General features: G+C 69.4%; 23 protein-coding genes and 1 pseudogene. 14 read left to right on the top strand and 10 right to left on the bottom strand.

What is annotated here, in order from left to right:
- Positions 1-171: 171 nt before the first annotated feature.
- Both ACZ4FV_RS27385 and ACZ4FV_RS27380 read right to left on the bottom strand, forming a co-directional pair.
- Positions 172-969 carry a hypothetical protein gene (locus ACZ4FV_RS27385; RefSeq protein WP_465323494.1) on the bottom strand — a complete coding sequence of 266 codons (798 nt, stop codon included), beginning with the start codon at positions 967-969 and terminating at the stop codon, positions 172-174.
- Positions 970-971: 2 nt separating this feature from the next.
- Entirely contained in the window at positions 972-2,024 is a 1,053-nt protein-coding gene (locus ACZ4FV_RS27380) for an MvdC/MvdD family ATP grasp protein (RefSeq protein WP_465323493.1), read from the bottom strand.
- Between the two features lie 206 nt (positions 2,025-2,230).
- On the opposite strand from ACZ4FV_RS27380, the gene ACZ4FV_RS27375 reads away from it, so the two are divergent.
- Together ACZ4FV_RS27375 and ACZ4FV_RS27370 are read left to right on the top strand one after the other, a co-directional pair.
- Positions 2,231-3,676, top strand: a complete 1,446-nt coding sequence (locus ACZ4FV_RS27375) for a helix-turn-helix domain-containing protein (RefSeq protein WP_465323507.1) — start codon at positions 2,231-2,233, stop codon at positions 3,674-3,676.
- A gap of 1,351 nt (positions 3,677-5,027) precedes the next feature.
- A pseudogene (locus ACZ4FV_RS27370) lies at positions 5,028-5,891 on the top strand (IS5 family transposase).
- Positions 5,892-5,900: 9 nt separating this feature from the next.
- On the opposite strand, the gene ACZ4FV_RS27365 reads toward ACZ4FV_RS27370, so the two are convergent.
- Both ACZ4FV_RS27365 and ACZ4FV_RS27360 read right to left on the bottom strand, forming a co-directional pair.
- The gene (locus ACZ4FV_RS27365; protein WP_465323492.1) at positions 5,901-8,120 is read right to left on the bottom strand and encodes an MMPL family transporter; all 2,220 of its coding nucleotides are present in this window, start codon (positions 8,118-8,120) and stop codon (positions 5,901-5,903) included.
- Positions 8,121-8,300: 180 nt separating this feature from the next.
- Positions 8,301-9,194 (bottom strand): alpha/beta hydrolase, encoded by an 894-nt coding sequence (locus ACZ4FV_RS27360; protein WP_465323491.1) that lies wholly within the window; start codon positions 9,192-9,194, stop codon positions 8,301-8,303.
- On the opposite strand from ACZ4FV_RS27360, the gene ACZ4FV_RS27355 reads away from it, so the two are divergent.
- The 3 genes from ACZ4FV_RS27355 (at position 9,193) to ACZ4FV_RS27345 (ending at position 11,482) form a co-directional block, all read left to right on the top strand.
- Positions 9,193-10,332 carry a helix-turn-helix domain-containing protein gene (locus tag ACZ4FV_RS27355; RefSeq protein WP_465323490.1) on the top strand — a complete coding sequence of 380 codons (1,140 nt, stop codon included), beginning with the start codon at positions 9,193-9,195 and terminating at the stop codon, positions 10,330-10,332. The genes ACZ4FV_RS27360 and ACZ4FV_RS27355 overlap by 2 nt on opposite strands.
- A gap of 222 nt (positions 10,333-10,554) precedes the next feature.
- Positions 10,555-11,172, top strand: coding sequence for a hypothetical protein (locus ACZ4FV_RS27350; protein WP_465323489.1), 618 nt, complete (start codon positions 10,555-10,557; stop codon positions 11,170-11,172).
- 49 nt (positions 11,173-11,221) lie between these two features.
- Entirely contained in the window at positions 11,222-11,482 is a 261-nt protein-coding gene (locus tag ACZ4FV_RS27345) for a hypothetical protein (RefSeq protein ID WP_465323488.1), read from the top strand.
- 95 nt (positions 11,483-11,577) lie between these two features.
- Here ACZ4FV_RS27345 and ACZ4FV_RS27340 read toward each other — a convergent pair whose 3' ends face one another.
- Positions 11,578-11,760: a hypothetical protein gene (locus tag ACZ4FV_RS27340; protein ID WP_465323487.1), complete on the bottom strand. Its 183-nt coding sequence runs from the start codon at positions 11,758-11,760 to the stop codon at positions 11,578-11,580.
- A 482-nt stretch (positions 11,761-12,242) separates the two neighbouring features.
- On the opposite strand from ACZ4FV_RS27340, the gene ACZ4FV_RS27335 reads away from it, so the two are divergent.
- Together ACZ4FV_RS27335 and ACZ4FV_RS27330 are read left to right on the top strand one after the other, a co-directional pair.
- Complete coding sequence (locus ACZ4FV_RS27335; protein ID WP_465323486.1) at positions 12,243-13,001, top strand: helix-turn-helix domain-containing protein; 759 nt, start codon at positions 12,243-12,245, stop codon at positions 12,999-13,001.
- A 5-nt stretch (positions 13,002-13,006) separates the two neighbouring features.
- Positions 13,007-13,945, top strand: a complete 939-nt coding sequence (locus ACZ4FV_RS27330) for a sterol desaturase family protein (protein ID WP_465323485.1) — start codon at positions 13,007-13,009, stop codon at positions 13,943-13,945.
- 183 nt (positions 13,946-14,128) lie between these two features.
- On the opposite strand, the gene ACZ4FV_RS27325 is transcribed toward ACZ4FV_RS27330, so the two are convergent.
- On the bottom strand, positions 14,129-14,596 hold the full coding sequence (locus ACZ4FV_RS27325) for a hypothetical protein (RefSeq protein ID WP_465323484.1): 468 nt from the start codon (positions 14,594-14,596) through the stop codon (positions 14,129-14,131).
- Positions 14,597-15,288: 692 nt separating this feature from the next.
- Here ACZ4FV_RS27325 and ACZ4FV_RS27320 point away from each other — a divergent pair.
- Complete coding sequence (locus ACZ4FV_RS27320) at positions 15,289-16,290, top strand: outer membrane protein assembly factor BamB family protein (protein ID WP_465323483.1); 1,002 nt, start codon at positions 15,289-15,291, stop codon at positions 16,288-16,290.
- Positions 16,291-16,897: 607 nt separating this feature from the next.
- On the opposite strand, the gene ACZ4FV_RS27315 is transcribed toward ACZ4FV_RS27320, so the two are convergent.
- A complete protein-coding gene (locus tag ACZ4FV_RS27315; RefSeq protein WP_465323482.1) occupies positions 16,898-18,421 on the bottom strand; it encodes an MFS transporter in 1,524 nt (507 codons plus the stop codon).
- A 174-nt stretch (positions 18,422-18,595) separates the two neighbouring features.
- Between ACZ4FV_RS27315 and ACZ4FV_RS27310 the strand changes: the two genes are divergently transcribed.
- From ACZ4FV_RS27310 to ACZ4FV_RS27295, 4 genes are read left to right on the top strand one after another with little or no spacing between them, the layout of a single operon-like run.
- Positions 18,596-18,850, top strand: coding sequence for a helix-turn-helix domain-containing protein (locus ACZ4FV_RS27310; RefSeq protein WP_465323481.1), 255 nt, complete (start codon positions 18,596-18,598; stop codon positions 18,848-18,850).
- A 55-nt stretch (positions 18,851-18,905) separates the two neighbouring features.
- Positions 18,906-19,175, top strand: coding sequence for a PhzF family phenazine biosynthesis protein (locus ACZ4FV_RS27305; RefSeq protein ID WP_465323480.1), 270 nt, complete (start codon positions 18,906-18,908; stop codon positions 19,173-19,175).
- A gap of 37 nt (positions 19,176-19,212) precedes the next feature.
- Positions 19,213-19,782 (top strand): PhzF family phenazine biosynthesis protein, encoded by a 570-nt coding sequence (locus ACZ4FV_RS27300; RefSeq protein WP_465323506.1) that lies wholly within the window; start codon positions 19,213-19,215, stop codon positions 19,780-19,782.
- Positions 19,719-20,972 (top strand): LysR family transcriptional regulator, encoded by a 1,254-nt coding sequence (locus ACZ4FV_RS27295; RefSeq protein ID WP_465323479.1) that lies wholly within the window; start codon positions 19,719-19,721, stop codon positions 20,970-20,972. Before ACZ4FV_RS27300 ends, ACZ4FV_RS27295 begins: the two co-directional genes overlap by 64 nt.
- A 444-nt stretch (positions 20,973-21,416) precedes the next feature.
- Here ACZ4FV_RS27295 and ACZ4FV_RS27290 read toward each other — a convergent pair whose 3' ends face one another.
- Positions 21,417-22,091, bottom strand: coding sequence for an ISL3 family transposase (locus tag ACZ4FV_RS27290; RefSeq protein WP_465323478.1), 675 nt, complete (start codon positions 22,089-22,091; stop codon positions 21,417-21,419).
- A 955-nt stretch (positions 22,092-23,046) separates the two neighbouring features.
- On the opposite strand from ACZ4FV_RS27290, the gene ACZ4FV_RS27285 reads away from it, so the two are divergent.
- Positions 23,047-23,718 carry a transposase gene (locus ACZ4FV_RS27285; RefSeq protein ID WP_465323505.1) on the top strand — a complete coding sequence of 224 codons (672 nt, stop codon included), beginning with the start codon at positions 23,047-23,049 and terminating at the stop codon, positions 23,716-23,718.
- Between the two features lie 64 nt (positions 23,719-23,782).
- Positions 23,783-23,995, top strand: coding sequence for a hypothetical protein (locus ACZ4FV_RS27280; protein WP_465323477.1), 213 nt, complete (start codon positions 23,783-23,785; stop codon positions 23,993-23,995).
- Here ACZ4FV_RS27280 and ACZ4FV_RS27275 read toward each other — a convergent pair.
- Positions 23,985-24,305 carry a type II toxin-antitoxin system PemK/MazF family toxin gene (locus tag ACZ4FV_RS27275; RefSeq protein ID WP_465323476.1) on the bottom strand — a complete coding sequence of 107 codons (321 nt, stop codon included), beginning with the start codon at positions 24,303-24,305 and terminating at the stop codon, positions 23,985-23,987. The two genes, ACZ4FV_RS27280 and ACZ4FV_RS27275, sit on opposite strands and share 11 nt — an antisense overlap.
- Positions 24,302-24,514: a type II toxin-antitoxin system CcdA family antitoxin gene (locus ACZ4FV_RS27270; protein ID WP_465323475.1), complete on the bottom strand. Its 213-nt coding sequence runs from the start codon at positions 24,512-24,514 to the stop codon at positions 24,302-24,304. The genes ACZ4FV_RS27275 and ACZ4FV_RS27270 overlap by 4 nt, the downstream gene beginning before the upstream one ends.
- Between the last annotated feature and the right edge of the window lie 14 nt (positions 24,515-24,528).

The raw sequence follows: 24,528 nt of genomic DNA, 5'->3' as shown, positions 1-24,528 counted from the left end.
TGACCCGGCCGGTCCTCGTCGCCCGGGAATGGGCAACCCGATGCTCGGACGCATCCGAGGGCCGCATCCCCAACGACGAATGGTGCAGGTTCTCCTGAGCACACGCCCGATTCCGGGCGAAGGGATCGGCATCTCCGGTCCGACGCGCCGTCGCCCACGCCCTGGTACCCATCAGTCGGGCGTGGTGGCGTGTGCGATGAGGGCTTCGAGTTCCGGGGCCGGCCACGGGCGGGCCTGGGCGAGGGGAACGTGGTGTCGGCCGGTGGCGATGTCCTCGAGGAGGTCGTCGAGGGTGACGCCCGGCCCGACGTCCCGGGTGGTCTGGGGGGTGGTTCCGGTCCAGGCCCAGCGCAGGGCGGCGGCGAGGGCGTGGCGTTCGTCGGCGGGGGTGAGGTGGATGTGGGTGTCGGGTGCGCTGTGCAGGAGTCGGCGGGCGACGCCGGGTGTGGTGGCGTGGTCCATGCCACCGCGATACGGGGCCGCCGGTGGCAACAGGTCGGGGTGATGGGTGTATTCGTGGTCGACGAACACGGGCTCGTCGGTGGGGCCGATCAGGATGTTCCAGGGTTGGAGGTCACCGTGGCGCCATCCGGCGCCGTTCAGGCGTTCCAACGCCGTGAACGCGCGGTGGGCGACGGTGAGCAGGCGGGGTGCGAAGTCGGGTGGCGGGTCGAGGGCTCGGCCCGGGGCGCACCACTGCCACAGGTCGACGCCGGGCAGGAACTCCACCGCGGTCCAGATCCCGTCGCCGACGCGCCCGTGTTCGGCGTGCGCGGGATGCAGGCCCTGCGCGTGCAGCAGCCGCACCGCGCGGGCCTCGTGCAGGAGCAGGACCGCGGCCGCGGGGTCGGCCGTGGACTTGATCTTCCAGCGGCCGGCGCGCCAGGCGTGGGTGTGGTGTGTGGTCAGGGCGCGGGGCTCGTCGGTGACGTCGAGGGCGGCGAGAGCGGCGGCGAGCAGCGGGTCCATCGTCACATCCTCGCGCGAATGGGCACCGCGCGGTGTCGGGTGGCGGTCGTGCGGGTGTGGTGGGTGAGGAGTCGGGCGATCTCGGTGGAGATCGGCAGGCCGGCCAGGGCTTCGATCCAGCCGAATTCGCCCGCGCAGTTGGTCTCCAGGTAGGTCCAGCCGTCGGCGGTGACGACGAAGTCCAACGCGGCGTAGACCAGACCCAGGTCGCGTACGTGCTCCCGGCAGGCGCGTTCGACGTCGGCGGGCGGCGTGATCGGCGCGTGGCGGCAGTCCGCGGCGGGGACGGTGCGCCAGTCGAGGGCGCCGGGGGTGGTGATGGAGGCCGCGAAAACGCGGTCGCCGACCACGGTCACCCGGGCGTCGAAGAGGCGGTTCTCGACGAGGGCTTGGAGGTAGTGGAGGGTGCCGGCGATGGCGTCGAGGTCGTCGGACGCGCGTAGGCGGGTGGTGGGGACGAAGGTGGTGTGGCGTTGGGTCAGGGCCTTGACCACGACCTTGTCGAGGTGGTCGGCCACGAACGCGCGGGCTTGGGCCGGGTCGCTCGTGAACAGCGTGTCCGGCACGAGCATGCCGCGGCGGGCGGCGGAGGCGAGTTGGGCGGGTTTGTGCTCGGCAGCGTCCACCACGACCGGATCGTTCACCCACAGCACCGGTTGGGCGCGCAGCAGTCCCAGGAGGGCGGTGGTGTTCTCCTCGGCGCGCCATCGTTGATCGGGGTCGGGGTGGGTGTCGGGGCGGGTTGGTTTGCGCCAGTACACCGCGCATCCGGGGCCGATTCTCGCGGTGCGCCGGCCGTCGTCGACGACGGTGGTCCAGGCCCCTGCGGCGAACCTGCCGCCGATGGTGAGCGTTTCGTGGAGGCGGCCGGGGTCCAGGCGGACGAACGCGTCGCGGTCGAGGCCACTCACGACCAGGTCGGCGGTAAAATCGCTCTCGGCCGCGACCACGTTCGCCCCGACCAGCGGGTCGTGGTGGTGGTCGGGAAGCGGGAACGCATCGCGGGTCGGTGTGGGGGCCGCGAGGCGGCGGGTCAGGAGCAGCGGTGTGGCCATGGGGCAAGTCCTTTTTCGGGTGTCGGGTCGCCTTGGCGGGTGGTGTGAACTGCTGTGCGTTTCCAGGAGAGCGCGCTGCCTGTGGCGTGGGAAGGGTATGTGCGGATCGTGCAATCGCGTGCGTGTCGTGCACACGGCGTCGACGCAGGGTGATTCGCCGGCTACCGTGGGGACGGACGTCGTCCGCGCGTTCCCTGGGGGTCGTGATGGTCGAGCTGCGCCCACCGTGGGACACGCCGCGCGTGCGGCTCCTTGCCGCGCGAGGTGATGTCGGTGGTCTGGTACGGATCGGGCGTCTGGCGCGGAACTGGCGGCAACGCGACCTGGGTTCGATCGTCGGGTACTCCGCGTCGACGGTGTCCCGCGTGGAGTCGGGCGCGCGTTCGAGCGTGGATGTGGCGGTGGTGCGCCGGTTGGCCGCCGCGGTGGACATGCCTCCTGGGGTACTGGGCGCGGCACTCGGCGTGAGCGCGCCGCTACCGGCTAGGGTGGCCCGGACCGCCGCGCGGCGGGACGAGGAGGACGACTCGATGCGCCGACGCCGCCTGCTGACCGCCTCCCTCGCAGCCGTGCCCGTCACCGTGCTCGGCGGGGTCGACCGGGCGCTCGCGTCCATCCCCACCCGCTCCTCCCCCACCACAGGAGCCGACGTCCTCACCCGACTTCGGCAGGCTCGCGGGTGGTACGACAGCGGCGATCACGCCCGACTGATCGCGGCGCTGCCGGAGCTGCTCGCGGCCGGGCACACCCACGCCGACACCGCAGGCAACGCAGCGGCGCTCGCGCGTCTGGCCGCGTGCTACGACCTCGCCACCGAAACCCTCTCCAAGATCGGCCAGTACCAGCGGGCGCGGACCGCAGCCGACCGCGCGACGGTCTACGCCCACCAGTGCGCATCGCCGCTCGCGGCCGCCGCATCCGCACGGATGCTCGCCATCGTGCTGCGCCACCAGGGACAGCAGGGCACCGCCCAGCGGGTCACGCTGGACGCGGCCTCGCGCGTGGAGGCCACCGGATTGACGACACCGCAACAGGCCGCCGCCTACGCGCAGATGCTGTGCACCGCCGCCTACACCTGCGCCGACGCCGGGGACCGGGCGAACGCGCTGGAGTTGATGGCCGACGCCAAACGTGCCGTTCGGCAGGTCCCGGCCGGGCCGGAGGCCCGCACGGTGTTCACGGTGACCCCGGCGTCGGTGGGGCCGTACGAAGTCGGCGTGCTGTACTCCCTCGGCGACGCCGGCGCCGCCCTCGACGCCGGACGCCACCTGGCGCCGGGACAGTTCCCCACCCCCGATACGAAACCCCAGACCAATCCCCACCGGACCCGCCCCGCGAAACCCCCACCACCACAACCAGGGACCACCAACCCACCCGCTGGATTCCCAACCAACACACGAAACCCCAGACCAGCCATCAACCCACCCCACCACCACACTGCTCCGCCACAGAAGCCGAGTTCGGCACCACGCGCGCACGCCACACATATGGTGCCAAACTCGCGACGGCCATCACGGGTGGTGTCGTCGCGTGTCGGGCCGACTCGCGGGTTCTTCGGTCAGTTGGGACCGGCCTCCGGTCCTCTGTCCTTGCCTCGTTCCAGGCCACTGCCGTTCTCGGGTGATTGGCCTCCGCCGCCGGACTGCCCGTAACCAGGGCCGCCCGATTGTGTCGGGCCGAATCCCTGCCTCAGGAAGTCCGCAGCTCCACGTGAGACCGCTTCCTCCTTCGCGGTCAGGGCTTCGATTTTTGCTTTCGTAGCGTGCGGGGCCTCCCAGCGATCGTTCACCCAGTTGGGACTTCTGGCTTCCGGGTCAGGAGACCTGCGTAACCACTCCTGGATGGCGGCGTCCTGGGCCTTGTCCACCTGTTGCGCGCGCCCGCCGGATGCTCGCTCGATCCCGCGCCTGACGGCGATCACAGCAGTCCGGGCGAACCTGCGCAGTGAACCACCCCTTCCCTGCGCTGCCGGCTGAGGTGTCGACATGCCATCTCCTTGACGCTCTAGGCATTCGTGAGGAACCGGTGGTGATCGAGGTTCCTGGCGGGATGAAAATATTCGAAACTTGGCCGGCATGCTCCGATGGAGCGAACCCGCCGTCCAAGACGGCATCGTGGACGGCGGGTTGTCGGAACCGGCGGGCACCGGTGACATGGTTGGGCGCGAATTGCTTCCACCTTGAGCGGCCGGGACTTCCACTGAAGCCCCACCCCGACGCCCTCAGCGGTGACCTCCCGTGTCCCGGTGCAAGGCCTACGGCGACGACTCGACCAGGGGTCAGGCCACCGGTCAAGGGACCTGTCGGGTCGTGCGTTCGCCGCCGTTCGGCTGGCCCCCGGCCGTGTCATAGCCGATCTCGCCGGCGACTTCGCCCGGCCCCGGCCCATGCTCTCCATCGCTCCATTCCCAGCCAGCACCACCTCGAGAGGGCGGTGCGGGAAGTGCGCGACGTCTGTCGATGTGACCCGGCAGGGCACGCGGGCACGCGAGCACGTGAGCGTTAGCCCACCGAACCAGGAGTGCACCGGCCGGGTGAGGATTCGCCGCGTACGAAAGCGGGCCTGTCGACATATGGCATGGATGACGCCTTTACCCCTTCTTGGACTCGCGACTCGGAGCCCGGAACGACGATCGATGCAGTTATGATGGATTGAGAAATCTTGAGTCGACGGAATTCGGAAACTTCTGAATTGGTTTCGAGGTTTGTGATATCGAACGCCCCCTTATCCTCACGCTCGGAAGTTCTGCGACCAGTGCTACGGTCGTAGTTCTTTTGAAGATTATGACGAGGGCTATCGGTGCGACTGTCGCGGCGGGCATCATTGCCTTCCTTGGGGGCGCTTCCTGGGCGCTAATCAAAAGTCTCTCCTTGCATGCGAGGACAAGCTTTAAGGGCATGTCTCACGTGGGGAGTTTGGCGAGTTCTTGTAGAGGTGAGGGGTGCTGCGAGGTGCTGAATCCGCGGGCCTAGGAAGTGTTTTCAATCTCACCGAAGTTGAGGAATGGTGTCGGGCGTGATTCGACGTCATGAGTTGACGGACGCGGAGTGGGCTGCGTTGCGGCCGTCGGGGGCGATGGGGCTCCGGCGGGCGGACGACCGGGCGATCCTGAACGGGCTCGTGTGGAAGATCCGTACCGGCGTCCCGTGGCGGGACGTGCCCGAGCGGTACGGCTCGTGGCAGACGTTGTACACACGTTTCCGCAGGTGGGCGCTCGACGGCACGTTCACCGCGATGCTCGATGCGATCCACGCCGACAAGGACGCGGCGGGCGACGTCGACTGGCTGGTCGCGGTCGACTCGACCATCGTTCGCGCCCACCAACACGCCACCGGGGCGAAAAGGGGGACCGGGACGGGAACGAAACGGCGGATCACGCCCTCGGCAGGTCCCGGGGAGGACTGACCACGAAGCTCCACCTCGCCTGCGACGGCGACGGCCGCCCCCCGGCTTCCTCCTCACGGGCGGCAATGTCAACGACTGCACCCGACTGGAAGCCCTCCTTGCGACGATCCGGGTCGCACGACGCGGCCCGGGCCGGCCACGAACCCGACCCGACCACGTCCTCGGGGACAAGGGCTACAGCTCCCGAAGAATCCGCCTGCACCTACGACGGCGAGGCATCGCCCACACCATCCTCGAGCGTCGTGACCAGGTCAAGAACCGTCTCCGCAAGGGAGAACGCGGCGGCAGGCCACCCCTGTTCGACCCCGAGGCCTACAGACGGCGCAACGTCGTCGAACGCTGTTTCAACCGCTTGAAAACAGTTCTGCGGCATTGCCACGCGCTATGGCAAGACCGCTTCGTCCTTCGGCCGCCGCGCTCGCCCTCGCATCGATCCTGCTCTGGCTCCGACCACCACTTTGAAGACACTTCCTAGCGGGCAGCGGCTGCGGCGGCCGGGGCCGGTTCGCGGGCCGGAGGAATGTCCGTCGCTTCGACGGCAATGTGCGGCATGCGCCTGTCGAGCCACTGCGGCAGCCACCAGTTGGCCCGGCCCAGCAGGTGCATGACTGCCGGGACGAGGATCATGCGCAGCAGGAACGCGTCGAGCGCGACGGCCCCCGCGAGGCCGACTCCCGCCATCATCGCGCCGCGGTCTCCGCTGAGGACGAAGGAGACGAACACACAGATCATGATCAGTGCGGCGCTGTTGATGACGCGTCCGGTGCTCGCCAGTCCGACGCGCACGGCGTGGGCGTTGTCGGCTGTGTGCGTCCATTCCTCGTGCATGCGGCTGACCAGGAAGACCTGGTAGTCCATCGACAGTCCGAACAGCAGGGGCAGCATGATCACCGGGAGGAAGGAGATGATCGGTCCTTCCTTACCGAGACCGAACAGGTCCATGCCCCAGCCCCACTGGAAGATCAGCACCAGGAGGCCGAACGAGGCTGCGGCGGCCAGGAGGTTCATAGCGGCCGAGGTCAGCGGTATCGCGATGCTGCGGAAGGCGACGAACATGAGCAGCGCGCCGAGGCCCACGATGAGGAGGACGAAGACCGGCAGTCGGTCGCCGACGACGGTCGCGAAGTCCTTTTGCAGCGCGGTGGGGCCGCCGATGTGGACGTCCAGGGTGGTGCCTGCTTTTGCGGCGGGCACGATGTCGTCGCGCAGCCGGTCGATCAGTCGGTCGGTGGCCTCGGACTGCGGCGAGGTTGCCGGGATCACGCGGAACACCCGGGTGGTGGCGGCGAGCTCGGAGGCATCGGTGGGTAGCGGCAGCTCGTCGGCGCGCACGACGCCCGCGGTGGCGCGGACCTGGGCCAGCATGGAGTCGGCGGCTTGCCCGGCCCGGGTGTCGTCCACTTCGGCGACCATCAGCAGCGGGCCGTTGAAGCCCGGTCCGAAGCCCTCGGCCAGCAGGTCGTAGGCCTGCCGAACGGTCTGCGAAGCCGGCTGGTTGCCCTGGTCGTTGGTGCCCAGCCGGATCGAGAGGACGGGCACCGCGAGCGCGGCCATCAGGACGAGCGCGGCACCGCCGAGCGTGCGGGGGTGGCGTTCCACCCAGCCGGCCCAGCGCGTGGTGCCGCGCGCGGAACCTGCGGCTGCCTGGCTGTGCTGTGCGTCGCCGGCCGCCGTCGCCCGGCGCTCGCGGCGGTTCAAGGTGCGAGCGCCGAGCAGGCCCAGCATCGCGGGCAGCAAGGTCACCGCGGACAGCATGCTGATCAGCACCACCAAGGTTGTGCTGACCGCAATGCCGTTCAGGAAGGTGATGTCGACCGAGAACAGCGCGAGCAGCGCGACGCACACCGTGCCGCCCGCGAAGAGCACGGCACGGCCCGAGGTGTCGAGTGCCCGGACGGTGGCTTCTTCCGCAGTGAGTCCGTTGCGCAGGCCCTGCCGGTGCCGGGTCACGATGAACAGCGCGTAGTCGATGGCGACGCCGAGGCCGATCAGGCTGGCGAGCAGCGTCGCTATGTCCGGGATTTCGGTGGCGTGGCTGAGCAGCGCGATGCAGGACAAGCCGGTGCCCACTGCGACCACTCCGCTCAGCAGCGGGAGCAGCATTGCGAAGAACGAGCCGAAGGCGAAGAACAGGATCACGCCTGCAGCCAGGACAGCGACCGCTTCGGCGAGTCCCGTGGGTGGTTGCTGCGCCTCGCCGATCGCCTCGCCGCCCATCTCGACGCGCAGGCCGTCGGTGCGCGCCTCGTGGGCACGATCGATCATGTGCCGGGTGTTCTCGATGTCGAGGGAGTAGGCCTGCTTGACGAACGTGACGCGTGCGTAGGCGATGCGCCCGTCCGCGCTGATCTGGCTCGCGTTGGCGGCGTCGTACGGGCTCGCCACCTCACCGACGTCCGGCATGCGGGCCATGTCGGCCAACGCTGCCGTCACGCGGTCACGCACCGCCGGGTCGTGGACGGTCCCGCGTTCGACCTTCCACACCACCGCGTCCTCGTCGCCGGACAGCTCGGGGAAGGCGTCGGCCATCCGGTCGTAGGCCTTCGTCGAACCGGTGCCCGGCAGTTCGAGCACGTTGACGTGGGCGCTGCCCACCGCCGCACCCGCGCCTACCGTGCCGATCAGCACCACGAGCCACATCGCCAGGACCGACCACCGGTGCCGGAAGCACCACCGCGCCCAGGACGCCATTTCGATTCCCTTCTCTTGCGGGAGCTCCGCGCCCGCTTCAGGCATGACAAACACCGGGGCCGCAGCTGGTGGGCTGCGGACCCGTCGGACCAACTGGATTCGCCGTACCGGGCTGCGGCCGTTTCCCTCGCCCGCCCGTGCCTTTCGGCTGCTCGGGCGGCGGTCGGGCCGACAGCCGCCTCAGGCCAGGGCGCGGCGTAGCGCGGCGGCGAGTTCGGCGATTTGCCGTTGCGAAACCCCGGCGGTGAGGACGGCCTGGGATCCGTGGAACGTGCCGGGCCACTGGTGCAGGTCGACGGAGACGCCCGCCTGGAGCAGGCGTACCGCGTAGTCGATGCCTTCGTCGCGGAGCGGGTCGAACTCGGCGGTGGCGATGTACGCCGGCGGCAGACCCGACAGGTCGGCGGCGCGGGCGGGGGCGGCGTACGGTGTCGCCGCCTGGGGGCCCAGGTAGTGCCGCCACACCGCGCTGATCGTGTCGCGGTCGTGCCAGGGCGTGTCGGTGAAGGTCCGCTGTGACCAGGTCTCTTGGCGGTCGTCGAGGACGGGCTCGTTGAGCAACTGGAAGCAGATCGCGGGCCCCTGCCGGTCACGCGCCCGCAGCGCCACGGCGGCCGCCAGGCCCGCCCCCGCGCTGTGGCCGCCGACCGCGATCCGCGCCGGGTCGATGCCGAGCTCGGTCGCGTGCTCGGCCGTCCAGGACAGGGCGGTGTAGGCGTCGTCGAAGGCGGCCGGGAACCGGTTCTCGGGGGACCGGCGGTAGTCCACGGCGACCACGACCGCGCCGGAGCCTTCCGCCAGCCGCACGGCCCACGGATGGTCGCTGTCCAGATCGCCGAAAACGAATCCGCCGCCGCGTAGCCAGACGATCGCGCCCTGTGCTTCGCGTGGGCGGTAGATCCGCAGCGCAACGTCCGGATCGGCGTGCACGCTCACGTCCTCGAACTCCACGTCGGAGGCTGTCGACGCCGGCTTGGCCGCGGCGCGCTCGGCGAAGTCCTTACGCGCCGCGGCCGGGTCGTTCAGATCCATTTTCGGAAAGAACGGGATGAATGCTTCGAGTTCGGGATCCATGACGATCATCCTCGCGGTCGCCGACCGCGAGGTCATCCGCCATCCGTCGCGCGATGAGCGCCAATCTCACACCGACCGGCGCAGCGTTTTCTCTTACGCTCTCGCCATGGAAGCTCTGGCCGTCCGGCTGTCGAAACTGGATCCGCACTCTGAAGGTGCCATCCGCGTTGTCGCGTTCTTCGACACGCTGATGCGCCGGCGGGTGGACCTTGCGGCGCTCGCCCGGGCCTCGGCAGGCCTGGCCGAATGCGTGGTCGGGATCCGACTCCACGGCACAGGCAAGGTCATCCGCGTCGCGCCCGACGGCGGGGAGAGGTCCGGGCCGCCGCCCGCATCCCCTACGGCGCCGATCACCCTTGACGACGAGGAGGTCGGCACGGCGTGGCTTGAGCGCCCCGGCCCGGCCGGCCTGCTCGACGACGTGCTGCTGGACCGGCTCGCCATCGCCGCCGCGGCGGTCTTCGAAAGGTACGGCCCGGCCCGCACCACCATGGCCGACCCCGCGCTCGTCGAACTGGCGGTCAGCGCGGACAGCGACGAGGCGGCCAGGGCCCGCGCGCTGCGGCTCCTGGGGTTCGCCGCCGGCCTGCCGGTCCGCGTCGTCGCCGTGCGATCGCCGCTCCCGCTCGACCGGATCGGAAGTCTGATCTGCCCGGGCCGCCCGGTGAAAGCCGCACCGCTCGCCGACGTGGGCGTGCTCCTGGCCACCACCGTCGACACGACCCGCTTTCCGGCAGGCGTACGCGCGGGCGTCGGGGCCGCGAACAGCCCCGACCTTTCCTGGCGGCAGGCCCGCACCTCGCTCCGTTTCACCACCCCCCGCCGGCCGGTCGTGCGCTACGACGGCCTCGGCGCCCTGGCGCTCCTGGCGGAGGTCCCCCAGGACGCCGCGCGGGAAAATGCCGACGTGGTCGCGATCGCCCGCATCGCCGGTACCCCGGAGGATCTGGAGACCCTGGACGCCTACTGCACCACAGGTTCCCAACGCCGGGCCGCCGACCTCCTCCACCTCCACCACAGCAGCGTCGCCCGCCGCCTCGAACAGATCGGCAAGACCCTCGGCATCGAACTCACCGAACCCGGCGGACTGCTGCGCGCCAGCCTCGCCCTCATCACATGGCGGCTGCTCGACCACTGAGAAGAATTTTCGTTCGCCCGGCGCCCACGCTGTCCGAGGCGGACACGGTGGAACTCGGAAGCGCGGACGGGCGCACGTGGTTGCCCCCATGCCACCGACAACGCCACGCACAACGCCGTTGCCGTAACCAACTCCACGACGGGACGACACCACATGCGGCATCGCGCCGATTCGATACACACGCAACGCCCCTGGCAGCTCCTGGCGGGGGTGGTCGCCGCCTTGGCACTCACAACCGCCGGATGCACCAAAGACGACGCAAAAGGTGCGGGCGGGGGCGAGAACACCGCCGCAGAACCCAAGGCCCCCGCAGGCCACCTCGCCGACCTGCCCCGGGAACTCGCCAACGCACCACGCATCGTCACATATGGCCGGACCGCCGAGGACTGGACCGCAGAAGGCGTCGACGGTGACCAGGCATTGCCCGGTGGACACAGCACCCCACCGGTGCAAAGGCTCAGAGAGGAGATGGAATACCTCGGGTACACAGACCTGACCGACGTGCAGGGCGCCTACTACTACAACGCAACGGCCGGCCCCTCGGCCCCGAACCACATCCTCGTCATCACCGGCGAGCGCACCAAGACACCACCGGATCAGTGGCTGGCCCGACTGGCCGCCAAGGACGACGACGAACCCGCGGAACCCGGCGCCAAGACCACCAAGGGCCCGTCCGCCGGCGGCACGCTCACATGCGAGGACAACGGCAGCGACGCAACCCGCAACGCCTCGTGCATGTGGGCAGACGACAAGCACTGGATCGACATCCGAGCAGACGTCGCGGACACAGCCGCCGTACGCGCACTCGTGAACCAGATCCGAGCGGGTCGGAATCCGTAGAGTGCCGCCGCCCGGGGTCCGTGACGGGGAACAGCCGGAGGGAAGCGTCATGGCGTTCCTTCGAGTCCCGGGACTCGGTGACCACGATCGTGTCCGGGTCGTCGGCGGCCAGGCCCACCACGTAGCTCCGGCAGCCGAGGCCCCGGAGACCCTCGACTCCGGAAAGCAGAATCTGGTGCCGTTGTCGCGGCAGGAGTCCTTGACCATCCAGCCGTCCGTGCTCAGCTTCTCCTTGAGGTTCGCCATGGCGGTGTCGATGTCGGCACCGGACGTCGGCAGGATGTTCCACGGGTGGTGGACGCGGAAGTAGGTGTTCGGGTCCTTGCCCGCGCACTCCCGGACGCCGGGCCCCGGTGTGGATGCCTTACCGGGCACCCCCACGAAGTCGTCGAGCCGGCTGGAGACCTACTTCACGGCGGCGACCGCCTCCGCGGTGTCCGCGGTGCCCGCGGACGGGATCTCCGGGGACTTGCCGGTGGCGTTATCGGTGATGCCACAGCCGGTGAGGAGAAGTCCGGTCAGTGCCAGGGCCAGGCAAGTGCCGCCCGGCCGGTACCGACGCGGGAGGGGGTGTGGTGCGCGGAGCATGAAGATCCTCTGTGTTCTCGGTGGACCCTGTGGGTCGGTGACAGCGCCGCGCGGCGGCACCGTCCGGGAGCGTCGCGCTACTGGGGAGCGGTGACGTCGTTGCTTTCGAAGTAGACGTGGAGCCAGACGAGCGCCGCCAACGCGAGGGCGAGACCGGCGAGCCCGATCACACCGACGAAGACACACCCGCGTGTGGCCGCAACCCTGCCGCAGCGGTGGGCGGGCACCGGCGAGGCTGGCGACCCTATCTACGTACGAACATCCCATCAACGATCCGCAGTCCGGAACAGCGTCGCTATGCTCGCCCCGCCTGAGTACCGGTACTCACCGCGTCGCCGAAGCCAGCCCGGCGGAAGCTGCCCGGGACAACCGTTCCCGTTGACGGGCCAACAAAATTCAGTAGCTTGGCGGGGAGGCGTGGTGGCGGTCGCGGTGCCGGCGGGACTGCACAAAGCCGCCATGAGCCGAGGAGCGCGGCAGGGATGACGAGCACGACATGGTCCGGTTCGACCCGGTGGCAGGCGGGGGTGCTGTCGTTCACCGGCGCGCTCGGCAGCGCCCACGCGCACGCGCATGCCGCCGTGCAGATCCTCACCGTCGAGCGCGGCACGGTGGTGCTGACCGACGCGGCCGGACACGCCCGGGCGGTGGTCCGCGCGGTCATCCCCGCCGGAGCGGTGCACACCGTCGAGACCGGGCCGGACGCGTACGGCACCACCGTCTACCTCGACCCCGACCACACCGCGGCACCCGGTGCGGCCGGGTCCGGCGGCGCCGATCCCCGGCACGTCGACACATGGACCGCCCTTTCCGTCCCGGAACCCGGCGCCCCCGGCCGGAAGGTGCTGCACCCGGGGTTGGCCGCCGTACTGGCGATGTCACCCGGCACGGGCGGACCCGGCTCGCTGACCGAGGCCGCCCGCACGGTCGGGCTCTCACCCGGCCGACTCGGGCGCCTGTTCACCGACCAGCTCGGCCTGCCCTACACCGCCTGGCGGCGCTGGGCCCGACTCAAGCACGCCGCCGAACTCGCTCGTGCGGGCGTCACCTTGACCGACGCCGCGCACGGCGCCGGGTTCACCGACAGCGCCCACCTCACCCGCGTCGTGCACGCCCTCTTCGGCCTCACCCCCACGCAGGCCCTCGCCGCCGCCCGCTGGAGCACCGACCCCCACGAGGAGCGCGACGCACACCGCGACAGCTGCGTACAAGGCACCGGGCCGCCTCCCCACGCACGCTGACGGGCATGACCACCACAGACACACCCACCGGCCCCGCCGCCGACGCGGACGCGGCCGGGCCCAGGACCGGCGCACCCGCCTGGGCGGTGCGCTACGCGTACGTGCCCGTGATGCTGCTCGGCGTCAACGCCGCCGCGATCACCCTGATGGCGACCGGCCGTTCCAAAGCCTGGCTGCTCGCGTTGCTGGCGCTCGCCGTCGGCCTGTCGTTCGCCGCCGAACGCGTGCTGCCCTATCACCGGCCGTGGAACACCGGCCGCGGCGACTCGGGGCGCGACCTCGCGCACGCCGTGGTCAACGAGGGCCTGCTGTTCGCCTCCCTCGCGGCCATCCCCGCTCTGGCCGGCGTGCTCACCCTCGCCGACATCTGGCCCCACCACTGGCCGTTCGCCCTCCAGGTCCTCGCCGCGGTGCTCGTCGCCGACGCCGGGATCACCCTCACCCACTACGCCAGCCACCGCATCAAGGTGCTGTGGCGGTTCCACGCCGTCCACCACAGCGTCAAACGCTTCTACGGCTTCAACGGCCTGATGAAACACCCCCTCCACCAGATGATCGAAACCACCGCCGGCGTCAGCCCGCTCCTGCTGATCGGCATGCCCGCACCCGTCGCCGCAGCTCTCGCCCTCACCGTCGCGGTGCAGCTGTTGCTCCAGCACTCAGGCGCCGACTACCGCATCGGCCCCCTCAAGCACCTGCTCGCGCTCAACGAGGGCCACCGCTTCCACCACCTGAAATGGACCGGCATCGGCGACGTCAACTTCGGCCTGTTCACCCTCGTCTGGGACCACCTGCTGCGCACCTACTCCTACGACCCCGCACGTCGGTTCACCAGCGACGACCTGGGCATGGCCGCCAAACCGCACTACCCCGACGCCTACCTCGCCCAGCTCGCCGAACCGTTCAAGTCCGCCGCGAAGGAGGCCGAGACCACCCACAGCTGACGAGCCTAGACGCCCGGGACGCCGCGGTGCGGGACGGCTTTCGGCCTCCCCGGCGGCCCGTCCGGCCTGTGCTGGTCGAAAACTCGGATACCGGTCCTGACCTGGCATGTTCATGCGACAACGTCGTACTCGTTGAGTAGCCCGCCCAGTCGTTGGCGGCGTCGGGCCGGGTTGGTAGCGCGGTCACGTTCTGGATGTCGTCCGGGGCCCGCACGTCCGGTCCATCGCTTTGGTGGTTGCGGCCGGCGTTGTAGTGCCCGACGTACGCGTCGAGGAGCACGCGCACGTGACGTTTCCGGTGACGAGGATCCGGTCGGTGCACTCGCGCCGGACGGAGGCGATCCGGCGTTCCGCGAACGCGTCCATGGTCGGCGCCTGCGGTGCGGTGGGCACGACGTCGATACCGATGGAGGCGAAGACCGCGTCGAAGGGGGCGGTGAACTTCGCGTCGCGGTCGCGGACCGGGTGGGTGAACAGGTGTCCGGTGTCGACGAGGTCGGCCGAGACTCGCGTGTGACCTGCACCGCCCAGGCGCCGGTCGGATGCGCGGTGACCCCGAGCAGCCGCACCCGCCGGGTGCCTAGCTCGATGGCGAACGCGGCGTACAGCCGCTTCAGCGTTGCCGGCGCGGCGGATCGCGGCGTTGAACACGCTTGGACCTGTCGACGCTGAAGACTGGCAAGATCTTCGTAGCCGGAGATCATCCGGGCGCGATGGTCGGCCGAGCCGCATAGTGGCGGCGTAGGTGAGCGATCAGGACGACGCCGAGGCCGCTCCGCCCGAGCAGTGCGCGCAGATGCGCCGCCTGCTCGGTCTGCACCTCTGGTCGCGTGGCCTGGCCTCGCGGTTCCCCTGTGACGAGGTACTGGTCAGCGGGAAAACCGGGACGGCCGACCATCCGCGACGATGTCGGCGTCGTGGAGTATCCGGATGGTGGCCACCACGCAGTCGCCATCTTCACCCGGTCCGGCTCTACCAACGCCATCTCCCTGCGGACCGATGCGGCAATCGGCACGGCCGCGTGCCTCGCCATAGCCCGGCTGAGGTCCACAAACCGCGCCGACGGATGGCAGTCGTTCTGACTCGGGCCTTTCGAACGGAGTTTGTGGTGGAACTCGCTGAGTGGTCGGCGACACGGTCGATTCCCTGGACAACGCGCCTCTGGCCCGGCCCCGAACCGTCTGCCATGATCGCCGACCGTGTGCCGTTCGATCCCTCATCCCCGTGCCCTGGGTGCCGCGCCTCCTCGGCGGCAGGTGCTGCTCGGTGCAGCCGGGGTTCTCCTCCTAGGCTGCGGCCGGTCCGACGGACAGACGCGCCCCGAACCGACACGGAGCTCCCCGATGACACTGCCTCAAGCCGAAGTGCGCTGGACATTCGAGAGCTACGGGACGAGTGCGGTCACCCCCGCGTTCGCCGGCAACAGGCTCTTCGTCGCGGGCGCGTCCGTTTCCGCGCTCGACCCCGGCACCGGGCAGGTGCTGTGGGAGAACGCGACCGACGACATCGCCGACTGCACGCCCGTCGTCGTCGACCGCACCGTCTTCGTGACCGGTGGGGACCTCCGGGCTCTGGACACGGAGACCGGCGCGGTGCGCTGGCGCCGACCGCCCACCTCCGAAGGAGGCTTCCACGACGCAAGCCACGCGAACGGCCTCATCCTCGCGGGCACAGGAGCCGGCACGGTGCGCGCCTGCGACGCAGCGACGGGAGAGGACCGCTGGCATGCGGCCGTCGGCGGACACCTGCTAGCCGCACCGCGCTTCGCTGACGGCACCATCTACATCAGCTGCACCGACGCTCTGTACGCGCTCGACACGGGCACCGGCACCCGCCGCTGGTCTGTGGACTTCGAGGGCGGCCTGATCACAGCGGCCACCGTCATGTGCGGGCGGGTGTTCATCGGCATGGCCATGTCCCAGTCACGCGGAGCATTGGGAGTACGCGCCGTAGACGCGGCATCCGGCCGCACGCTCTGGCACACCGAAACCCAGGGGTTCGTGGGCAGCCCACCAGTGTTCGGTGGCCAACTGCTGTATGCGACCGAGGCGTCGGGGGGCGTCCTCGCCCTCGATCCAGTCAGTGGAGCGGTGCGCTGGCGCGTGGAACTCGAGGATGCGGGCCACGGCCTCGCGCTCGACCGCGGGCTCCTCTATGTGTGCGGCGTCCGAACGCTGACCACGCTGGACGTCGCCTCGCAGGCACCGCTGTGGTCGATGCGCCCCGATGCCTTCGGTCTGTGCGACCCGTTGCTCTTGGACGACATCGTGATCCTGTGCGACGACTCGGGGTTCGTGTATGCGGTGGACAGGGGCCAGCGACCGAAACCCGACCGGCGCGGGTGATCAAGAGCTATGCCGCAGGCAGGCAGCGGCGGGGCCGAAGACCCCGACCGCGTGGGCGAGGGCGGCGAGCCGCTCGCGCGGGCTGTCCGCGCCGACGGTCGCCCGGTCCCGTCGATGCGGCCGGTGGGGACGGGTGACCACAGGCTCCGGACTTTGATACCTGAGTGCTCGGGTTGCCACACTTTGACGAGGCGCGGCGTTCCGGGCGCTTTGCGACGTTCAGCGTGAGCTGGGCATCCGCGAGGTGGGCCGTGCCAATGAGTTGTATAGAGACGCTGTCCGCGCATACCGAAACCGATGGCCGCCGGAGTTCTGGCCACGCTACCAGTGCGGGAAACCGCACATCGGCGTGTACAGCTCGGCCCGGTGCTCGCCGCGGCGGTCGCCGATCACCGACCCAACCGGCCGAAGGTACGCACCCCGTCCAGCACGTCAGGCGGGGTTTGGGGTGCAGGCAGAGCCTATGAGCCGCTGCTGCCAAGCGGGGTCGTCCGCGTGTCAGGGCCCGGCGTTCAGGCCGCCTCTCCCTCGGTAGGACCGGGGCGTGCGACGGGCATTACGCGGGTCGCACCCCCCGGGCCTCGTGGTTTCGGCGTGCCGACGGCGGTCAGTGCAGGACAGTGACCTGCTTCCGGCCGGCGTCGTTGCCGGGTGCGATGTCGGAACCGTGGTCGGCGATGCGCGTGCCGTGGCTGGACTTTCGGTGGAGGAGCAGGAGGAGAGCGGTGGCCAGGCCGACGGCGGCGAAGATCGCGGTCGCCATGAAGCCGGCCTGGTAGCCGTCCGTCAGACCCACCGGTGTGGGGGCGGATGTGTGGGCCAAGGCGACGGAGGTGGCGATGGCGATGCCGAGGGCTGCGCCGATCTGGAAGACCGCGTTGTTGATGCCGGACACGAGTCCGGATTCCTCGGGCTTGGCTCCGGTCAGCGACGCGATGGAGGCTGCGACGTTGGTGCTGCCGATCCCGGCGCCGAAGACGACCAAGCCGAGGAACAGGTCGCTCCAGTATCCGCCGGCCGCGTCGATGCCGGTCAGCAGGAGCAGGCCGCCGCCGAGCAGGGTCATGCCGACGATCGCGATGGCCTTGTAGCCGACCCTGCCGACGAGCTTGGCGGCGACGTTGGCGCCGATGATGGACATGACCGCGTAGATCGCGGTGGAGAGGCCGAACTTGACGGCGCTGTAGCCGAGGACCTGCTGCGCGTACAGGGACGTGATCAGGGCGCCGCCGTAGACCGCCATGGCGACGATCAACATGAGGATGTTTCCGCCTACCAGTGTCGGCGAGCGGAAGATGCGCAGGGGCACCAGCGGGGCCTTCGAGCGGGCCTCGACGATCACGAAGAGTACGAACAGCACTGCGGCGCCGGCCAGTATGCCGAGGGTGTGGCCACTGGTCCAGCCCGTTTCGGGGGCTTCGACGACCGCGTACACCAGCAGTCCAATGGCCGCGGTGACGGTGAGGGCACCGGCCGGGTCGAAGTACTTGCGTCCCGGACGGACCGGGGTCTCGCGCAGCATCTTCGGCCCGAGCAGCAGCACCGCGGCGACGACCGGCACGTTGATGAAGAAGATCCACTCCCAGCCGAGGCCGTCGGTGATCGGACCGCCGATCAGCAGCGCGGCCGTGGCGCCGAACGCGCCGACACCGGTCCAGATGCCCAGCGCCTTGTTGCGCTCGGCCCCCTCGGCAAAGGTGTTCATGAGCACGGCCATCGCCGTCGGGGTCATCACCGCGGCGGCGGCGCCTTGCAGGACGCGCGCGCCGATCAGCACCTCGTCGGCCCACGCGACCCCGCACAGGACCGACGCGATTCCGAACAGTGCGGTGCCGACCAGGAACATTCTGCGACCGCCCAGCAGGTCGGCCGTCCGGCCGCCGAACATCAGCAGACCGCCGAAGCTCAGCAGGTACGCGCTCATCACCCATGTCGAGTCACCGGCCGCGAAGCCCAGCTCGGTCTCGATCGCAGGAAGCGCCAGCATCACGATCTGCGAGTCGACGATCACCATGAAGAACGCCGCCACCAGCAGGGTGAGCGCTCGCCATCTCTGCGGATCGGGGGGCGATGTGCGTTGTGTCTCGATGCGCGTGCCGCGGGCGTTCCGATTTCGCGCAGCGTCGGTCATGAATTCCTCATCCTGAAGTCCGGAGTCTGCCGTCCCGTTCTCGACATGCCTGCGGGAGGGACGGCGGGACGGGTTCCCGAAGGCGGTCTCGAGCATCGCCATTCCACGGCTCTGCAACAATGCCGATCCGCTCAAACGGCATTGAGCACGGCTAAAGGTCGGAGACACCGCTACATGGAACGGCAGGAATACCGGCTTTTTTCACGCTTGCCAGAGAATTGCGCTTCGGTCGCACCGCCGGCACTGCTGGGTGTGAGCGCGGGCCGCGTCACCCAGACGATCCAGAAGCTGGAACGTCGGGTCGGCACACCGGTGTTCGAATGCCCATGCCGCCGCGTGCCGCTGACCACGGTCGGCGAGCGCTTGCGTGACGACCCGGGATGTGACTGCCCGGCCCTGGAAGTCTTGAGCACGCCGCGCCCGTTGTGATCGATGGACGCCGTCTCGGTCGTCCGGTGTGGCGCGTTTGCCTGTCCGCGAGTGGATGGAGCTGTCGTTGCGATACGACCTAGCCGAAACCTTCACCGGCCGGCCGTTGGACGGCAATCAGCTTGCCGTCTTCGCGGACGGAGCGCCGCTCGACGATGGGTTTATGCAGGCTGTCGCGTTGGAGATGAGCCTCTCCGAGACTGTGTTCCTCACTGCTCCGTGGGACGGCGGCGATGCGCTGGTGCGGCTATCGTCCCGGTCACAACGATCCCCCGTGAGACGGGTCGGTTTGCCGACTGGATGGACCAGCCCGTGCCGAAGGTGACGCGACCCTCGACGGGCCGGCTCACCAGTTGCTCGACGTGCTCGGCCCGGCGGGCAACGTACTGCCGGTCACGCTGAGCGACGCGGGTTTCCGGCATCTGTACGTAGCCGCCGAAAACCCCGAGGCAGTCTTGGGCATCGTGCCGAACTACCCCGCGCTCGGCGCCGTCGCCGGCAGCGACCACGTCGATGTGTGCGCCACGACGGGACTGACCAGTGCTGTGACCCGGACATTCTCGCCTTTTGACAAGGTGCCTGAAGACCCGGCGTGCGGCTTGGCGGCCGACCCGCCGGCCGCCCATCTGGTCCGCCACGGACTCCTCGCGTCCGGAACCCGATCACCCTCAGCCAGGGTGAGGCCGTCGGCAGGCCGTCCACGCTGTACGCCACCGCCCGCGCGAACCGGAACAAGATCCGCTCCCATCCGCGTCGGCGAAAGCGTCTGCCTCATCGGCAACGGGCAACTGACCCTGCCCACCGGCTTCCTACGCACGAACGGACGGCGATGCCCGCCGGGAACACAGCGGCCGCGGAAACCGGAGGGGTGGCCGGCGCTCAGGACGAGGACGAGCTCTCGCCGCAGCCATGTGATCTCTGCGGGACGATGATCGTGATCGGGGGCGGCAGCGAGCTGCACGCGACCGTCCAGGACTCCCTCGCGATTCATTCGCACAACGCCCGGTATGACGGCGAGCGCCTGGTCGTGGCGTGCTCCGACGAGCCAGGTGACGCTCGCGTTCGTATCGGAGTCGCAGCGCGGGTTCAGTGCTCGGACACCATGATCGCCGCGGTTCGGGACCTGGAACAATACCGACTGCCTAAACGAATGTTGAGTTTCACTAAGGGAAGGGAGGGGGCCTTGGAGCGCCACGAGATGGAGGCGTTTTTGGCGCTCGCCGAGGAACTGCACTTCGGTCGCACGGCGGATCGTCTGGGTGTTTCCGCCGGACGGGTCAGCCAGACCATCGCGAAACTGGAGCGCCGGGTGGGCGGGCTGTTGTTCGAGCGAACGAGTCGGCGCGTCGCCCTGACGCCGATCGGACGGCAGCTATGCGAGGACCTGCGCCCCGCGTACACGCAGATGCAGCAGGCATGGGCGGCCGCCGTCGCGTCGACACGGGGCATGGGCGGGGGGCTGCGGATCGGGTATTCCAGCCCGAGGGCCGCCGATCTGATCCTGCGCGCGGCCGAGGCCTTCCGCGATTCCTGTCCCGAATGCGAAATCGGTATCCAGGAAGTGCAGCTCGCCGACCCGTTCGGGCCGCTGCGCGCCGGCCAACTGCACTTCCAGATCACCGAGGTCCCGGTACAGGAGCCCGATCTCACGGTCGGACCGGTCCTCATCTCCGAGCAGCGGGTGCTCATGGTTCCCAAGGCCCACGAACTCGCCCGCCGCGAGTTCGTGACACTCGAGGACCTGGCCCATGCGACGATCATCACCTTCGCCGGCATGCCGCAGTACTGGGTGGACCACCATTACCCCCCGTACACACCCACCGGAGCACCCGTAACCCGGATCACAGCAACCTATTGGCAGGAAGCCCTGGCGATGGTAGGTGCGGGAAAGGGCTGCACGATGGTGAGCACGGGCGCGGTGCCCTACTACTCCCGACCCGACACGGTGTGCATTCCCTTCAACGACGCGCCCCCCGTCAACTACGCGGTGATCCATCCGGTCACGGGGATGAACCACCGGGTGATCCGGGCATTCACCCAGGCCTTGATCGAGACCTCCGGCAGCTTCCGGGCCGATGCCCGGTCCGACGGTCCACCCACGCCGTCGGCTCCGGCCTCCTGAGTGCGTCGGGACCAAGCGAATCTGCTGATCAGCGCCGGGTGTTCCTACGAGGCAAGTAAGGCACGTGTGGTGCTGTGAGGTGACGGACGGGGGTGGCTCCGGCCTCGCGTTGTGTGCGTGCGGGGCGGTCGAGGCTACCGGATGAACGCCGGCATGTACTGCCACCCCTGCCGGTCCCCGCACACCCCGTCGACGCTCGGTCGTCCCCACGAACCATGCCCTGCTGACGGCGACCGGGCCGCCTCCAGCCCCGGGCCGACCGAACGCGGACGCTCTCTCCGCGGCGCGGCAGGGTCGAACCTGAAACGTCGTGAAGGATTTGCTTTCGGAAGTCCAGTCGTCGTCGACAGCAGCTCCCCGAGAGTGCGGGCAGTCGACTGTCAACGGCCAGTCTTATCGGTTCTGATCCACTTCTTGTGGTCAGGTGGCAGAGGGTAACAACGCTCAGTCCGCGAGGAGGATTTGCCGTCGGAGCAGGTCGAATCCGGCTCGACCGTACCCGTTCCTTTTGATCCGCTTCACCCTGTTCACGTTGCCCTCGACCTTGCCGGAGTTCCATTCCAGAGTGAGTCCGGCGGTGACGGCATCGAAGTCCTGTCGTAGGCCACGGGCCAGACTCCGCAGCGGTTTCAACCCGGTGCGCTCGGCATCCGTGAGCCACCTGTCGAGATCGCCGCTGCGGCGCTCGGTCATCATCTGTGCGAAGGTGCGGACGCACTCGGTGACGGCTTCCAGTTCCGGGCAGCGGGCGAGGAGTTGCTCGAGCTTGAGCGCGTTGCTCTCGTTGATCTTGTCGGGGTGTGCGGTGATCAGCCAGGTGGCCTTCCGGATGGTCAGCTCTTTGGGTTTGTCGGGTGCGGGTTTGCCGCCGGCCCGTATCTCTTGAAGGTGACGGCGGACGGTTCGTTTGCTGCCGCGGTAACCGAGCTCGACGATCTCCGCGTGCAGCCGTGCCGCGTCCGTGCAGCCCTCGTTCCAACGCCGGTGCAGATAAGGCGAATAGGCATGGACCTGGCCGTAACTGCGGGAGCCGATGGCGAGGTACGCATCGTCAGGGGTGGCCGCGTGCGCGTACCGACGCACCGTATTGCGGTCCAGGCCGAGGGTTTCGGCGATCACCTGGATCTGTATGCCCTTGTCATACAGGGCGTGCACGGCGGCGTGACGCTCGTAGCGCTGTATGACGCGCGGCCCCTCCGCCGACTCCAGCAGCCCCCGGTCGGCCGCCTCGGGATCCTGCGTGGTGGTGGCCTCGGGAGAGGCGGTCTCGAAAGGCTCGGCCAGGCAACTTCGGTGTGCGGCAACGCACTTCCCGACGGCCTCGCACAGGTTCTTCCATAAAGTACTGGTGGGCCGTTGGCGAGGTGCCTGCTGAGCAGGTCCTTTTCCGACGGCCCCCAGCCCGAACGACGCATGCGACTTGTCACCGCACGTCGCTCTCCAGTGACTACTCCGTGAGTGCTGCGACGGGTCTCTTGCCGTGGATGTCCGTGTGACAAGTCCCGCAGACCACACGAGACATGGCTCGCCCCGCTGATCGTGCCGGGGTGGGCGGAGCGTTACGGACGGTCGGTCCGCTACGACCGGCTGCCGAAGAGCAGGGCCGAGCTTGACGCCTACGTCGAACAAGTCGGCGCGGACGGCATGTTGCTCCTGCGCGCGGCACACGCGCCGGACGCCCCGCCGAGGCTGCGGGCCCTGCCATCGATGCAGGTCCTGCGGCAGGTCTGGGTGCAGCAGTACTGGTACGACGCCTCCGGGCGGCTGCGCCGGCGGGGCCCGAAGGACACCAAGGACCGGGCCAGTCGCCGGGACCGGCCTCGTCGGGCCGCGTCCGCCCCGGCCGCCGACGGGTCGCCCGACCCCGAATCGGCGCGGGTGCCCTGGTCGAGGATGGAGGTCGTCACGCCGCACGATCCCGAGGCCCGGTTCTGCCACAAGGCCGGCAAGGCCGCGTGGGTCGGCTACCGCGTCCATCTGACCGAGACCTGCGACACGGGCGGGCCGAACGTGATCGTGCACGTCGCCACGGCGCCCGCTCCGGAACAGGACATCGAAGCGCTCGACGGCATCCATACGGCTCTCGTCGCCCGTCGATTGGCCGCGCGAGCATCTGGTCGACGCCGGCTACGTCAGCGCGGAGACGATCCGGCACGCAGCCGCCACGCACGGCATCGACCTGACCGGGCCGGTCCGGGTCGATCCGCGCGCTTGCGACCGACCCGGCTTCGCCAAGGAGGATTTCACCTTCGACTGGGACAGTCGCACCGCGACCTGCCCACGTGGGGTCACCAGCCCACCGTGGAAGCCCACCCTCGGGGATCAACAGCCCCGATTTTCCGTCCTGTTCCCCAAGGCCGCCTGCAGGGCCTGCGAGGACCGGCTCCGGTGCACCGGCAACACCGGCGGCCGTGGTCGACATCCGACCCTGATGCCCCGGCCTCTGCACCAGATCCAGAGTCGGGTCCGCCGGGATCAGCAGACCCCGGAATGGCGGCGGCAGTACGCGATGCGGGCCGGCTGTGAGGCGACCGTCTCCGAGACCGTCCGGGCCCACGGGATGCGCAACTGCCGCTACCGCGGCATCGCAAAGACCCATGTCCAACACGTTCTCGCTGCCGCCGGTACCAACATCGCCCGGCTCAGCGGATGCCTACCACCAGGCACGATGCCCACCCGAACACCCAGAGCTCCCAGCCGTTTCCAGCGACTCTGCGACGAGCTCGCGATCCCCCGGAATCACTGACTCACAGAAGATCACCGACAGCATCCGGAATGTGACGCAGAGCCGTTAGCTTTACAGTCCCGGGGTGGATCCCGGGGAGGCGTTCGAAGTGGTGTGTCGGTGGTGGGAGTCGGCGCTGCAGTGGGAGCGGGAGGAGATCCGGCCGCGGCGGCTGCGCGCGGTCGCGGGTGGGGACGCCGGGGGTGATTTCGAGTGGTGGCGGGTGGTCGGGCGGGACGCGGTGACGTTCCCGGAGGTGGTGGTCGTCGGGGCGTGGATTCGCCGGTTCAGTCGGTGAGTTCGAGGACGACGCGCAGTGCTGCGGAAACGCGGGTCATCACGGCAGGGTCGGCGGTCCCCAGGAACGTACCCGAGCGGATGCGTTTGTCAGTCAGCGCGACCAGGTCGACCGCAACGGCGGCACCCGCCACCGGTTCACTGATCGGTACCGTGACGACGGTGTCCGGTGCGCCCCCGGTCTGGTCGATCATCATGCACACCAGCGTCCCGGACAGCGCGCGGATGGCGGCGTCGGACTCGACGATCAGGACAGCCCGCACATTGGTGGCCAGGGACACCTCCCAGACCTGCCCGCGCGCGAGGTTCATGCGACGTCCTCGCCGAACACGTCCGCGAGCTCTTCCACGTCCTCGCCGTGCCGACCGCGCCACGCCTCGATCGCCTCGCCCGCCTCACGCAGGACCTCGGCACGCAGCGCACGTTCGACATAGGCGGAGAGATTCCCCGCCGACGCGGCCTTGGCGTTGGCCAGCAAGTCCGCAGGAATCGTCACCGTGACCCGTTCCTTGATCGTCATACCATCAATCATAC

Source organism: Embleya sp. NPDC025285 (assembly GCF_055558835.1).
Note: the sequence above shows the minus strand (reverse complement) of the source record. Positions and strands in the feature narration are given on the sequence as shown.